Origin of the sequence: Bdellovibrio bacteriovorus str. Tiberius, from assembly GCF_000317895.1 — a bacterium.
Taxonomy (GTDB): Bacteria; Bdellovibrionota; Bdellovibrionia; order Bdellovibrionales; family Bdellovibrionaceae; genus Bdellovibrio; species Bdellovibrio bacteriovorus_F.
This window is the reverse complement of sequence record NC_019567.1, coordinates 890157-902116: the sequence shown is the minus strand read 5'-3', so window position 1 is coordinate 902116 and position 11960 is coordinate 890157. Positions and strand designations below refer to the sequence as shown.

The 11960-nt window shown below is 48.6% G+C and carries 17 protein-coding genes and 1 tRNA gene; 8 read left to right on the top strand and 10 right to left on the bottom strand.

The genetic code is table 11. From position 1 onward, the window contains the following. Positions 1-107: 107 nt before the first annotated feature. The 4 genes from BDT_RS04440 to rpmB all read right to left on the bottom strand — a co-directional run bounded on the left by BDT_RS04440 (position 108) and on the right by rpmB (position 2038). Positions 108-938 carry a carbon-nitrogen hydrolase family protein gene (locus tag BDT_RS04440; RefSeq protein WP_015090067.1) on the bottom strand — a complete coding sequence of 277 codons (831 nt, stop codon included), beginning with the start codon at positions 936-938 and terminating at the stop codon, positions 108-110. Between the two features lie 10 nt (positions 939-948). Further along, positions 949-1302, bottom strand: a complete 354-nt coding sequence (locus tag BDT_RS04435; protein ID WP_015090066.1) for a hypothetical protein — start codon at positions 1300-1302, stop codon at positions 949-951. A gap of 172 nt (positions 1303-1474) precedes the next feature. Next, on the bottom strand, positions 1475-1735 hold the full coding sequence (locus BDT_RS04430) for a KOW motif-containing protein (RefSeq protein WP_015090065.1): 261 nt from the start codon (positions 1733-1735) through the stop codon (positions 1475-1477). A 15-nt stretch (positions 1736-1750) separates the two neighbouring features. Beyond that, on the bottom strand, positions 1751-2038 hold the full coding sequence (rpmB, locus tag BDT_RS04425) for a 50S ribosomal protein L28 (RefSeq protein ID WP_041577024.1): 288 nt from the start codon (positions 2036-2038) through the stop codon (positions 1751-1753). A 194-nt stretch (positions 2039-2232) separates the two neighbouring features. Between rpmB and rpsR the strand changes: the two genes are divergently transcribed. Continuing rightward, complete coding sequence (gene rpsR, locus BDT_RS04420; protein ID WP_051026266.1) at positions 2233-2502, top strand: 30S ribosomal protein S18; 270 nt, start codon at positions 2233-2235, stop codon at positions 2500-2502. A gap of 76 nt (positions 2503-2578) precedes the next feature. Here the strand turns inward: rpsR and BDT_RS04415 are convergent, their stop codons facing one another. Next, positions 2579-2926: a hypothetical protein gene (locus BDT_RS04415; RefSeq protein WP_235046263.1), complete on the bottom strand. Its 348-nt coding sequence runs from the start codon at positions 2924-2926 to the stop codon at positions 2579-2581. Positions 2927-3116: 190 nt separating this feature from the next. Between BDT_RS04415 and BDT_RS04410 the strand changes: the two genes are divergently transcribed. After that, the gene (locus tag BDT_RS04410; protein ID WP_015090062.1) at positions 3117-3323 is read left to right on the top strand and encodes a hypothetical protein; all 207 of its coding nucleotides are present in this window, start codon (positions 3117-3119) and stop codon (positions 3321-3323) included. Here BDT_RS04410 and BDT_RS04405 read toward each other — a convergent pair. Further along, positions 3320-3982, bottom strand: a complete 663-nt coding sequence (locus tag BDT_RS04405) for a hypothetical protein (protein ID WP_015090061.1) — start codon at positions 3980-3982, stop codon at positions 3320-3322. The two genes, BDT_RS04410 and BDT_RS04405, sit on opposite strands and share 4 nt — an antisense overlap. Positions 3983-4064: 82 nt before the next feature. Here BDT_RS04405 and BDT_RS04400 point away from each other — a divergent pair. After that, positions 4065-4141 (top strand) — tRNA-Pro (locus BDT_RS04400). A 132-nt stretch (positions 4142-4273) separates the two neighbouring features. Next, positions 4274-4468 carry a hypothetical protein gene (locus tag BDT_RS04395; RefSeq protein ID WP_015090060.1) on the top strand — a complete coding sequence of 65 codons (195 nt, stop codon included), beginning with the start codon at positions 4274-4276 and terminating at the stop codon, positions 4466-4468. 19 nt (positions 4469-4487) lie between these two features. On the opposite strand, the gene BDT_RS04390 is transcribed toward BDT_RS04395, so the two are convergent. Beyond that, positions 4488-5150, bottom strand: coding sequence for a hypothetical protein (locus BDT_RS04390; protein ID WP_041577021.1), 663 nt, complete (start codon positions 5148-5150; stop codon positions 4488-4490). A 226-nt stretch (positions 5151-5376) separates the two neighbouring features. Between BDT_RS04390 and BDT_RS04385 the strand changes: the two genes are divergently transcribed. Continuing rightward, positions 5377-6120 (top strand): endonuclease I family protein, encoded by a 744-nt coding sequence (locus tag BDT_RS04385; protein ID WP_015090058.1) that lies wholly within the window; start codon positions 5377-5379, stop codon positions 6118-6120. 5 nt (positions 6121-6125) lie between these two features. On the opposite strand, the gene BDT_RS04380 is transcribed toward BDT_RS04385, so the two are convergent. After that, complete coding sequence (locus tag BDT_RS04380; RefSeq protein WP_015090057.1) at positions 6126-7007, bottom strand: YihY/virulence factor BrkB family protein; 882 nt, start codon at positions 7005-7007, stop codon at positions 6126-6128. A 221-nt stretch (positions 7008-7228) separates the two neighbouring features. On the opposite strand from BDT_RS04380, the gene BDT_RS04375 reads away from it, so the two are divergent. Continuing rightward, positions 7229-7789 carry a pentapeptide repeat-containing protein gene (locus tag BDT_RS04375; RefSeq protein ID WP_015090056.1) on the top strand — a complete coding sequence of 187 codons (561 nt, stop codon included), beginning with the start codon at positions 7229-7231 and terminating at the stop codon, positions 7787-7789. A gap of 53 nt (positions 7790-7842) precedes the next feature. Here BDT_RS04375 and BDT_RS04370 read toward each other — a convergent pair whose 3' ends face one another. Together BDT_RS04370 and BDT_RS04365 are read right to left on the bottom strand one after the other, a co-directional pair. Next, the gene (locus tag BDT_RS04370) at positions 7843-8850 is read right to left on the bottom strand and encodes a malate dehydrogenase (RefSeq protein WP_015090055.1); all 1008 of its coding nucleotides are present in this window, start codon (positions 8848-8850) and stop codon (positions 7843-7845) included. Positions 8851-8991: 141 nt separating this feature from the next. Then, the gene (locus BDT_RS04365; protein ID WP_015090054.1) at positions 8992-10251 is read right to left on the bottom strand and encodes a JmjC domain-containing protein; all 1260 of its coding nucleotides are present in this window, start codon (positions 10249-10251) and stop codon (positions 8992-8994) included. A gap of 187 nt (positions 10252-10438) precedes the next feature. Between BDT_RS04365 and BDT_RS04360 the strand changes: the two genes are divergently transcribed. Both BDT_RS04360 and BDT_RS04355 read left to right on the top strand, forming a co-directional pair. Then, the gene (locus BDT_RS04360; RefSeq protein WP_015090053.1) at positions 10439-11656 is read left to right on the top strand and encodes a class I SAM-dependent rRNA methyltransferase; all 1218 of its coding nucleotides are present in this window, start codon (positions 10439-10441) and stop codon (positions 11654-11656) included. Between the two features lie 16 nt (positions 11657-11672). After that, on the top strand, positions 11673-11954 hold the full coding sequence (locus tag BDT_RS04355) for a chorismate mutase (protein WP_015090052.1): 282 nt from the start codon (positions 11673-11675) through the stop codon (positions 11952-11954). The last annotated feature ends 6 nt before the right edge of the window (positions 11955-11960 follow it).

Below are 11960 nucleotides of genomic sequence, written 5' to 3'. Positions count from 1 at the left end.
ATTAAAAGCTAACTGAGAAAGTTGTCATTAGAAATAGTGCAGGAATTCTGGTTTTCAGTCCAGAACTCTGGCGCGGCCCAGCCCATGTTTTTCGAGGGGGTAAACACCTAACCTACGGGAAGGCGGCGATGGAACTTCATCGGTATTTGGCGTCGAACAGAATCGATCCGCTCACGTGTGAATTTAGAGATCGTCACCCCGGGCTGACGCTTTTCCACCTGGCCCACAACAGCCCCCCAAGGATCGATAATCAGGCTGTGACCATAGGTTTCCCGCGTACCACCACGAAGCCCCGTGTGGGTGCCCCCTTGAGCAGCAGCAATCACATAAGATTGATTCTCAATCGCACGGGCGCGCAGCAGAATTTCCCAGTGCGCTTCGCCGGTTTTTACCAGGAACGCCGCCGGCAGCAAAATCACATCCACTTCACGACGGGCGTACTGGGAAAACAGCTCAGCAAAACGCACGTCATAACAGATCGCCTCGCCAACCTTCCAGCCGTCGATTTCGATCACATGCGGAGTCTGACCATGGCGAAATACGTCGGATTCACGGATGGGTTCCTGACCTTCCAGCTGGATGTCGAACAAGTGCATTTTCTGATACGTGGGCTGAACCTCCCCTTCCGGAGTGATCAGCGTCGAGGAATTGTAAAGATGCCCCTCAAGATACAGAGGAATCGAACCCAGGTGCAGATAAGTATTGTAGTGTTTTGCCAGCTCGGAAAGACGCGCAAAGGCCGGATGACTGAGAGTAAGCCCCTCGATCTTTTCGCCTTCTTTCAGACGCAAATACAGGCAGTTTTCAGGGAAAGAAACAAAGCGCGGTTGCGCGGTTTTGAAGGCTTCTTTCAAGAGCTCTTCCATCTGAGCCACGTTGGTTGTTACATCATCGACCGAAGTCATTTGCACTGCTGCGACAACCAACTCTGAACTCATCAGGGACCTCTTAATCTTCGCTGTTAATCAGAACATTGGAAGTGCGCGCCTCTTTAACTTCGCGGCAGTTCCATTTGGCTTCTTCCAGATTTTTTCGGACATTTGTTACGAAGTCATGGCAGGACTGATGATTTTGTCCAGAGCCGATGGTTTCATCCACACCTTGTTTTGTGTAGATCGCGCGGCAGATCTGATCAGTGCCAATTTCCACACGCAGAGTGCGAACCGTCTTGTTGCTTTTGCAAAGAACAAGAGACTCCCCTAATTCAGCCGCGTGACTGAAAGACGAAAAAAAAAGCACCGTGATCGTCGCCGACAACAGTGCTTTTATGTTTTTTGCTTTAGAGATTTGGTCCTGTTTCAAGCTGCTCTCCTCTTTTAACAAGTGGGGCGAAATTAATGTTTCTAAACCCAACTTAGATTTTACGCAGCTATGTAAGAGACTAAAACGAAGAGATCGCCTTAAGGACCAAATTTAGACTTTGTCTTAGGCAAACTTTGCCCGGTCAATCTATGCGACGGACCGGACTTTAAGACTAAGCGGACTTAGACTTAGTAGCCTTTTTGGAAGTCTTCTTCTCTTTAGAAGCAGCTTCTACCAACTTCACGTTGGAGTAGTCGATGAAGCCTTCTTTTTTCAAAAGACCGTCTTTTTTATCGTAGTGTGTTTGTACTTTCACACCTTGAACTTGGATTTTCATTGCAGTAGCGTCTACAGCGATAACAGTGCCCTTCTTACCTTTGTCAGAGCCTGTGATAACTTGTACTGTCGCGCCTTTTTTGATTTTCAATTTCATTGTGGCCAACCTTAATTAGTTCTTAGAAGAAATTTTCTTTTTGATTCTCATCTTAACGGTCAAAGCTCTTTTAGAAAGCTTGGAATCGTCTTGATTAAGGATGAAATTATCAAAACCACCTACGTGCTCCATATCACGGATAGCACTAGCTGCGATTGAAAGTCTTACCATTTGGTTCAAAACGCGGCTAAAGATGCGTTTTTTCTGAACATTTGGTAGAGCAGTTGATTTTGTTTTAATGTTGGAGTGGGATACCAAGTTTTTAACAACTGGACCTTTTCCGGTTACTTCACATTTGCTCATTCTAAGCTCCTCTGGCTCTCTTACATAGGGCACCCCTTCGGATGCCTTAAAACTAGCTACAAGTCTGGGTTGGCGCCTATTGGCGCGAAAAACAAGAAACAACCATATAAAGTAAAAAGACACTTGATGGCAACTGTTTTTTCTCGTATACACAAGAACTCGCTAACCAACAGGAAATCGAAAGTAGGATAGTAATGAAAAAGACAACACGTAGCAAATACCGTCAGGAATTCTCTGGTGACCACGTATTCGATTACAAAGATCCAGCATCTTTGACTCGTTTCATTGGTGACGGTGGTAAAATCACTCCATCCAGAATCTCTAAATTGTCCGTTGCTCAACAAAAAAGAGTAGCAGCAGCAGTTAAGAAATCTCGTAACTTGGCTCTATTGCCATCTGGTTCTGACTCTTTCGATACATTCCATAGAGCAGAAGCAATCTCTCCAGTTCCTTTCGAGATCTAATCCGAAACGAATAAGAGTACTGATTTCCTGATTGGGAAGACAAAAAAGCCGGTGTGAAAACCGGCTTTTTTGCGTTTTAAGCCTTCTCCCGGCTGACTTTCCACCAGCTCCAGACCGTCGCCGCCATCATCAGCATGTAACTTTTACTCGACCACTGGTGCAGCACCGGCCCCGGAATACCTATAAATGACAGCTGCTCAAACGGCACGCCCCAGTTCATCAGCCTGATACCTAATATAGGTAACGCAAACAGGGTCCAGAACTGCATAACGACCACGAACCAAACAAACTGACCCAGCTCCGCCCGACGGTACTCCATCACCATTAAAATGACTGGCAGCATCACAAAAAGAACCCCCGCCAGGGTCGCCGCAATCTGACGATCAGGGATGCCCCTGAACAAGGCCATTACTGCCAGGATCACAATCACTTCTGCTATCAAATATCCTAGAAAAGCATTTCGTCTCATATCCAAGAAGCTAGTCCACCCCCGCAGACAACTCAAGGGGGAAGCATGCCCAGCACCCGTTTATTTTGATTTGAAGGCCGAACTGTCCGGCAACCGCCTTGCAATAGGGGTTATCCGAACAACGAAACCTTTTAAGGGGGCTTAAATGGAAACCAACGAATTGAAACTTTTGAAACTGCAAACTGAACTGAAATCTTTTGGCCTGAATCCGGCCGAATGGAGCCTGCAAAAGATCCAGGCCCTGGGTTACCTGCTTCAGAACACCCAGGACGAACAGTTCGCTATGTATGGACAACTTGAATACCGCGACAAAAAACCTCGCTGGAAGTCCCTGGAGGTGGTGTCGCTTTAATAGACCTCGCAACGGACCGAGAACAAACTGCGATTCCAGATATCCTGCTCTGAAAGAACCTGCGTGGCCTTACGAGGCTCGACAGCAACAAGAGCCGGATCCGCGGACGGCGGCAGTTCTTCGCCCGGGAATTTTTCATAAACTTTTTTACGGAAGTTCGTCCACGCCTCTTCCCCGTTAGCCCGAGTATAGATGTTCTTCAAACGACAGAAGATCGCGATCTCGGCATCTTGCATCCATCCAAAACGCTCAAGCCCCATTTCCGGAGGCTTGGTTCCCCAGGCCAAACGCGCCATCAATTCAATCCCATCATTCAAGTTGGAACGAACTTCGTTAATCCCATACAACTGGGAGGTACATTCGGCAGAGGCTTTGCCGACACCTTCAGCCACCTCGCGCAGAATGGTGAAGTATTCATAGCAGGACCCCGCACTGTTCCCCAGCTGACAAGCCTCTTTGGCGCGCACGACGGTCGGCGGAATTTTGGATTTCTTGTAGTCTGTTGGGAAGATGTTGCCTTTTTGCAACTCCTTGAACGCGTCGGCTTGAGTGTCGCAGACCGAATGAGGCGGGCTCATGATCATGAAGGCGATGATGGCAACCACCAGGACCAAAATGGCAAGAACAGGCTTCGGCAAAGAGTTCAGAAAGTTTTCCATGAAAAAAAGGGTACTAATATTACGCGTTAGAATCTAGTAGTTTGACAACTGGCCTAGGGATTATGTAGTTTTCTGACTCTGTCGGGGAGTAGCGCAGTCTGGTAGCGCATCTGGTTTGGGACCAGAGGGTCGTAGGTTCGAATCCTATCTCCCCGACCATTTTTCTCTCCAGCCTTTGGCTGGGAAAAATGGCTGTCTGCACTTCGGCTTCACCGAAGTAGGACCTAAAGTTTGAATTTTATTAAAGCCTTTTGATGAACTCAAAAGGCTTTTTTCGTTTCAGGAGTAATTATGCCTCAGTCTCAAGATCCAAAAAATCAAACTGCGCCAACAGAGGCCTCTGAACAACTGACAGCAGAAGCCGAACTGCTTGAAGAAAACTTTGAATCCGCTGACACGCTTGAGGATTTCACGAAGACGCTGATGGAAAGCCTGACCTCAAAGCTTCACGCCAATATCGACGAGATCTTTAAGCAGAATAAATAGATTCAAAGAACTGGCGGCTTCAGTAAACCTTCCCCACAGCCAGCCCCTTGGCCACGTATTCCCTCTGCAAGAGCGTCAAAAGATCCTGGGGCCACCAGATATGCTTCCAGGTTTTTGTTGAAGAGTTATAAGAACTCCCTCTGGCTTTACCCCGAGCCCACATGTAAAGACCGTCGCCCTTTGCATATGAACTGCGATTGACGTTGATTGTGGGCAATCCATTCATGAAGCCTTTGATCGCCATAGTGACGCAATTGTTATTGATTGGATGAAAAGTCGTGCTGCTAATATGGTACCAATCCGCATCTACAGACCGATGGTAAAGCCTTGTTCCCGCGATACGTTCAAAATACTTCAGCACACCTTGAGCCTGGGTCGATGTTGCCGGGAAGCGAATCGCACGAATAACAGGTCCTCCCTCTTGTTGCGCCTCCAGGTGACTGCGTGCATTTTTCCAGACGCGCAAAATAGCCTCACCCTGCGAATTAAACAGCCCCCACATCCGGCCATAACGACCAAAATCAAAAACCAAGTCTGTTTCCGCATCTTTCACACGCAAGGAAACGTGGCCCCACTTGTGTTCAGGCCACACTTTGCCGACGACGATGAATTCCACGAAAGTTTCTGCATGGGCGAAGGTTGTCGCAAAGAAAATAACAACCGCAATGACAAAAGAACGCATGAGGCAGCTCCTACTATTTAATGCATGTGAAAGCGCAACGTGAACCACAATGCGCCTTCCGACAATACTAAACCTCATATGTTTCACGATCATAATGACTGATGGCTTGGGAATAGGAATTGTCAGGAATCCGTCTTTATCCTCTGCCGCGCCAAGGCATCGAACCTTTCAAGATTGAAACGTTTACACCCCTTTGATACTCGTCTCGTGTCTACAAGGGGGAACTGTGGGCCAATCATTCATTTTGCTATCTGCTGCACTAATTTTAACTTCTATTGCTGCCAAAGCCGACCTTCGCAGCGATCTAAAAAAAGACGTCATTTCCAAGCACGATCCAATTTCTTATGACAAAGCCCAAGTAGAGCTGCTTGGCAACGTAGCTCTGATCCGACTGACCGACGGCTCTTATGCCATCGACGAAGTCTACTGCTCCACACCATATGGTAAAACCCATCTGGGTAACGGCGTGGGCCCAAGAAAAGAACCTTCTTCCATGATCATCAACGTTGAACACACAGTTGCACAATCCTGGTTCAAGGGACGCCACTATTTCAACGTAGGCAAAGCAGACCTGCACCACCTTTACCCGTCTGATTCCAGAGCCAATTCCATGCGCGGCAATTTTGCGTTTGGTGACGTGGGCACCATCAAAAACACGCCAAAATGCTTTGATGAACAAAGACAGGACATTTCCACAGAATCCAAACTGGGCAGCGGCGGTGGCAGCGATCTGGTTTTTGAACCACCTGTAAAACACAAAGGCAATGTTGCCAGAGCGATCTTCTACTTCGCGGTTCGCTATGACTTCCCAATCCCTGCGGCACAGGAAGCGACTCTTCGCCGCTGGAACAAGCTGGATCCTGTCGACCAGTCAGAATTGGAACGCAACAATGCCATTGAAAGAATTCAAGGCAACCGCAATCCATTCATTGATCACCCGGAATACGTTGATCAAATCTCTAAGTTCTAATCCCTTTAGTTTGTGTTAAGCGTGATCTGATTCCGGGACTCTTTTGACCGCGGTGTCGACCTCACGATTTTCGTGTGAGGCGGCACCCGCAACAGCACCCCATTCGCGAACTCATAGCTTACCAGCAGAGTCAGCCCGCTGTAATAAACCCACGCCAGAAAGACCACAATCGACCCTGCCGCGCCGTACGATTTTTCAAGGCCTGCGGTGCCCAGATAAAGTCCAATCAGCGTCTTGCCAATATTAAAAAAGACCGCGCTGGTCACCCCGGCCACCGCACATCTTTTCCAGGACGCCTTGTCCGTCGGGACAAAACGATAGATCGCGGTAAAAAGCAGCGAAAACACCATCAAAGTAATTACGAAAACCAACGACTGCCAGAACCACCCGTCTTGTTCGGGCAGAACCAAGGTCAATGTTGTCGTTAAAATCATTGATGTGATCGTCAGAAAAACAAACCCCAGTAACAGCCCCATGGACAAGAAGCGGTCCTTCACAAACCCCATCATCCCCTGTTCTTTTTCGGTGGCTTTGTGTTCATTGATTTTATCCAGTGCATACCGCAACTGCGAAAAAATGGCAGAGGCCGACACCAACAACACGATGAAACCAATGGCCCCTGAAATACCTGTCCCTTGCGGATTCTTTTCTGCATTTTCAACGATCATCTTAATAGAGCCACTGGCCTGCTGACCCACAACGTCCGAAAAACCGGCAAAGATCTTATCGCGAGTCGCATCCCCAAACAAAGTCGCCAGGGACAACAGGATCAGAACAAAAGGAGCCAGTGCCAAACCTGTGGTGTAGGCTATGGATGATGAAAGAATAAAGACCTCATGCTTGCTGATCTGATCCAGAAAACTTGAAAAACGCTGCTTGAACTTCATGATGCATCCCCCACTCCCACGTTACGATTTACTTCGTATTTGCCAACTCAATATGGAAATCCCGGTGCAATTACAAAATTAAAAGTCCTGATTCTTTCTGCGCAGATATACAAAAACCGTTGGATTTCAACCGCTAGGCGTTAATTTTCCACTCTGGGAAAACACAAAATCGTTTCAACCCTTACAACAAACAGTGCTAGCTTCCTTGCAAGGAGACGATCATGAACTACATCGAAGCCACCGAAAGCCAGATGCTGCAAATGCTGAACACCCCGGATACGGAAATCTCGGGATTTGAGTTTATCAAGATGGACTTCACTGAGGTCAGTCTGAAAAGTGCCCTTTTCACTGACTGTAAATTCGTCGGGTGCCACTTTGCGAATTGTTCCCTGATGAATGTCACTTTCCGCGGGGTCGTGTTTGAAGACTGCAATCTGATGGGCACTAACTGGACAGAAGTGCGCAAGAACGGCAACTATTCATTTAAGGGATGCAAATTGGATTATGCAAGTTTCCAAGGGGTGGATCTGCGGGGCTCGGACTTCGTTAACTGCGTGGTTCGCGAGTCTGACTTTGCTGGCGCCAACCTTTCCAAAGTCAGCTTTAACGGAGCCTCTCTGGCTGGGACATCTTTCACCAATGCCAATATCGAAAAAGCCGACTTCCGCGGCGCCCGGGAATACTTTATTGATCCCAAGTTCACAAAAATCAAAGACGCACAGTTTTCTTTCCCGGAAGTTTTGGTTCTGATCGAAGCGCTGGGTGCGAAAGTGGATCTATAAAAAAAGGCCGGGTTTTCGCCCGGCCTTCTCCAATTCAAAATTTGAATTTAATATTAAAGCATTGAAGCAACAGCGTCGCGTTCTTCAGTCAGCTCTTTCAACGTGTTGTTCATTTTCTCGCGAGAGAAAGCGTCGATCTCAAGACCTTTTACGATCTCGTATTCGCCGTTTTTGCAAGTGACAGGGAAACCGTACATGATGCCTTCTGGGATGTCGTAAGAACCGTCAGAAGGAATACCCATTGTAACCCACTCACCGTTTGTGCCCAACCACCAGTCACGGATGTGATCAACTGCTGCAGAGGCTGCAGAAGCGGCAGAAGACAAACCACGAGCTTCGATGATCGCAGCGCCACGTTTACCCACTGTCGGGATGAACGTGTCTTTATTCCAGGCATCACCTTCAGTGGTACCAAGTTTAAGCAACTCAGGAACTTTTGCACCGTCAGCTGTTGCGAAACGAACATCCGGGTACATCGTTGGGCTGTGGTTACCCCAAACTGCAACCTTTTTGAAGGAAGCAACTGGTTTACCAGTTTTAGTCGCCAACTGAGACAATGCGCGGTTGTGATCCAAACGAAGCATTGCTGTGAAGTTTTTCGCCTGTACGCGACCGTGCTTCATCGCGGATTTCATTGCGATGTAAGCGTTCGTGTTTGCCGGGTTACCAACAACCAAAACTTTTACATTTGGATTTGCGTATTTACCAATCGCTTCACCTTGACCAGTGAAGATCTGGCCGTTTGCAGTCAAAAGGTCTTTACGTTCCATGCCCGGGCCACGGGGACGTGCACCAACAAGCAAAGCAACATCAGCGTCTTTGAAAGCAACTGCCGGATCACCTGTAGCGATCATGGAGTGCAACAAAGGGAACGCGCAGTCATCAAGCTCCATCATCACGCCTTTCAGCGCTTTTTGAGCTTTTTCATCTGGGATTTCTAGAAGTTGAAGGATCACCGGTTGATCTGCACCCAACATCGCACCACTAGCGATACGGAAAAGAAGTGCATAACCGATTTGGCCGGCAGCGCCGGTAACTGCAACACGAACAGGAGCTTTCATAAGCTGGTTCCTTTCAAGGGTTTGGCGAATTAGCTATCCCGAAGAATTTAAACCCGCTGAAAGCCTCTGTCATGGGAAAAGCTGGAAATTATGCCTGTTTTCCGGGCAACAGGACCACTTTTGTGTCCTGCCCCCGCAGCGTCAAACGTGAAACGCCCCAGCATCAGCCAGCTCTTGCAGCAAGCGCTGGTCCAGCTTGTCTCCTTTGGTTTTCAAGTACTGACTGGGAACACAGACTTTCCCGGCATTCAAATCTTTCACCAGCTTCAAAAGTCCGGCGGCAGAGCTCTGAACCAAAACTCCGCCGAAGCTCAAACTGAAACTTTTCTTATTCACCGCACTCTGCTGCCACAACACGGGCGACCGCACACTGCGAAGCTGTAAGCGCGATTTCGCAGTGACCTTCACGGTCGATACAGGCACGGTCTTAAACCCTTGAAGCGAAATGTGCTTCATCCAGGATTTCAAGAAAGCCTCTTCAAGTTCTGCGGCACTCAGGGACTTCAACGCTTTCAAAGAGTCCTGATACATCTTTGGCAGCTCCCCGACTTCACCGGACTTGTCATGCAACGTCTTAAACGGTGTTGTGACTTTCAACCCCGCTGAATCCAGCCTCGCATCAACCAGATTCTTCAATGCCGTCCCGAACATATCCCGATGAGTCTGATCGACCCACACACCCAGACTCCACGTCGCGCTGAAGGAACCGTCAGATTCAGCGATATGCCACTCTGAAGATGGCCAATACGTCATGTCCCCCGGGCCGACTTCGACAAGCTGGGAATGTTTTTTGTGTTTTTCATAATTGAACGTGCGATCCAGTTCGGGATGTTTATCTCCATACGCCGCAGGCCACAGACGGAATCTTTTCACCCCCGCCACCGGGAAGCTGAAGACCCCGCAGGAATCCACATGAACCCCGAACGGAGTCTTGCGATAATTCCCCAGATAAAGTCCGATTTCAGAAAAACGATTTGGAAAACCCACATGGCGGAAAAGATCGTCGGTAAAGTCCTGCAACAGATGCTGCTTTTTCAGATTCACCTGCAAAAGCTCGTCACAGACCAGGCAATAATCCGGGAACTGGGCATTCATACGTTTGTGATATCCCAACAAGGATTTGTCGGACTTTTCCGGAAGCAACTCTAAAACTTCTTCCGGGTCGGCTTTAGCGCCATCAATGAAGAACTTCAAACCTTCGGGGTCATTCATTTCACGGCAACGATCACTATAGCTGACCAAAAGCTCGAAGATCTCGGCATCCGTCATCTCCAGCAGACCGGACTTCACATTGCGGGCAACCAGGGGCTTTTTCTCCCAATGGTTCTTGGCGAAGTTCTGCCAGAACTTCTGATCAAGCACGGTGGATGCAGCCTTGGGGGTGCCGTTTTTTTGCGCCATGGAATACTCCGTTTTAAGAGCGAATTTGAAGGCGCCAGAGTCGTTGAGATTGATCTGGGAGTCAAACAGAAGGTCCGGCCTGTAAATTTGCCACCCACTTAAGTACCCCCGGCCAAGCCCCTGCTAACACCTTGCGAACAGGGACGATTTAGCATAAAAAGAGCCCTCGCTTTGGAGACCCTGAACTATGACTTCTGCTGCCGTCACATTTGAAAACACCATTGAAACCATCGAGCTAAAACGTGATGTGACCAAGCACTTAAAACAAGGTCACCGCTGGCTTTTCGCCAACTGCTTTGATCCCAGCCGCAACCTGAAATCCGGGATTCACCTGCTGAACTATAAGGGCGAGGCTCTGGCTCTGGGCATCTGGCAGGGCGACACTCAATTGCGTTTCAGAGTTCTGGTTTTGGCCGAAGAGCCTATCTTCCGCCGCAACAACATGAAGCGCACGCTTGAATTGTACTTCGACAGCCAGTGGCGCAAAGCCGTTCAGATTCGTAAAACTTTTGATCTATCTGTGACCAACTCGTTCCGCCTGATCAACGGTGAAGGCGACGGTCTGCCGGGCCTGGTCGTGGACGTCTATAACGACACGGCCGTGATCAAACACGACCACCCGATCATGGAAAAAACCTGGAATGCCCCGGCCATTGCCGAAAAAATCCAGGAAGCCTTCCCTCAGGTGAAATGCGTCTATCTGAAGCGCCGTAACGACGCGGAAGAAAAAGGCGTAAACATCGTAGGGACCCTGGCCCCGGAAGTTCAGTTCCTGGAAAACGGCGTCCTGTTCGCATCCAATATCCGTGACGCTGCAAAGACCGGCTTCTTCCTGGATCAGCGTGACAACCGAAAGATGATTCAGCACTTTGCCAAAGACAAAACGGTGCTGAACCTGTTCAGCTATACCGGGGGCTTTTCGATCTTTGCCGCCAAAGGTGGCGCCACCGAAGTCACGAGCGTGGATATCGCGAAAGTCGCTATTCAGGCCGTGGCCCGCAATTTTGAAATCAACAACCTAAAAACTGTTCACCATGATGTGGCCACCGATGCCTTTGCCTATCTTGAGCAACTGAACACCGAAAAGAAAAAATACGACATCGTGATCACCGACCCGCCAAGCTTTGCCCCGAATGAAAAATCGGTCGAACAAGCCAAGGCCGCTTACACCAAAGTATTCTCTAACTCCATCAAACTGGTGAATCCTGAAGGCCTGTTTGCAGCAAGTTCTTGTTCCAGCCATATCTCTACCAAAGAGTTTATGGATATCTGTCAGGAAGCCTTTTCCCGCGCCCGTAAGAAGGCCACGTTGGTTTACATTGGCGGCCAGCCCGTGGATCACCCCTATCCTTTGGCGATGGAAGAACTTCGCTATCTGAAATTTGCCCTGTTCCGCCTGGACTAATTGGAAGGTTATCGACATGGAAACAATCAACAGTCTCCGTCAGGAAATTGATCAGGTTCACAAAGAAATGCATGCCCTATTGCTGCGCCGTCGTGATTTGACGATGGCCGTCTGGAAGATCAAGCAGCAGGAAGGTCAGCCTTTCTTCAATGCTGCCCGTGAAGAACAAATTCTGAAAGACTTCGTCAATATGGACGGAAAACAGGGGCAGGATCCCGCGATGGATGAACTCCTGAAAGGGGTCATGAACTCGGTGTTACGGGAATACGAAAAGTATCTTCGTTCAAAATTTGAATAAAAAAAG

Bases quoted from the DNA above. Each gene is read 5' to 3' on its own strand.
- rpmB (WP_041577024.1), bottom strand. From the start codon at position 2,038: ATGAGCAAATGTGAAGTAACCGGAAAAGGTCCAGTTGTTAAAAACTTG.
- BDT_RS04440 (WP_015090067.1), bottom strand. From the start codon at position 938: ATGAGTTCAGAGTTGGTTGTCGCAGCAGTGCAAATGACTTCGGTCGAT.
- BDT_RS04390 (WP_041577021.1), bottom strand. From the start codon at position 5,150: ATGCGTTCTTTTGTCATTGCGGTTGTTATTTTCTTTGCGACAACCTTC.
- BDT_RS04410 (WP_015090062.1), top strand. From the start codon at position 3,117: ATGGAAACCAACGAATTGAAACTTTTGAAACTGCAAACTGAACTGAAA.
- BDT_RS04355 (WP_015090052.1), top strand. From the start codon at position 11,673: ATGGAAACAATCAACAGTCTCCGTCAGGAAATTGATCAGGTTCACAAA.
- BDT_RS04375 (WP_015090056.1), top strand. From the start codon at position 7,229: ATGAACTACATCGAAGCCACCGAAAGCCAGATGCTGCAAATGCTGAAC.
- BDT_RS04360 (WP_015090053.1), top strand. From the start codon at position 10,439: ATGACTTCTGCTGCCGTCACATTTGAAAACACCATTGAAACCATCGAG.
- rpsR (WP_051026266.1), top strand. From the start codon at position 2,233: ATGAAAAAGACAACACGTAGCAAATACCGTCAGGAATTCTCTGGTGAC.
- BDT_RS04380 (WP_015090057.1), bottom strand. From the start codon at position 7,007: ATGAAGTTCAAGCAGCGTTTTTCAAGTTTTCTGGATCAGATCAGCAAG.
- BDT_RS04395 (WP_015090060.1), top strand. From the start codon at position 4,274: ATGCCTCAGTCTCAAGATCCAAAAAATCAAACTGCGCCAACAGAGGCC.
- BDT_RS04430 (WP_015090065.1), bottom strand. From the start codon at position 1,735: ATGAAATTGAAAATCAAAAAAGGCGCGACAGTACAAGTTATCACAGGC.
- BDT_RS04365 (WP_015090054.1), bottom strand. From the start codon at position 10,251: ATGGCGCAAAAAAACGGCACCCCCAAGGCTGCATCCACCGTGCTTGAT.
- BDT_RS04370 (WP_015090055.1), bottom strand. From the start codon at position 8,850: ATGAAAGCTCCTGTTCGTGTTGCAGTTACCGGCGCTGCCGGCCAAATC.
- BDT_RS04405 (WP_015090061.1), bottom strand. From the start codon at position 3,982: ATGGAAAACTTTCTGAACTCTTTGCCGAAGCCTGTTCTTGCCATTTTG.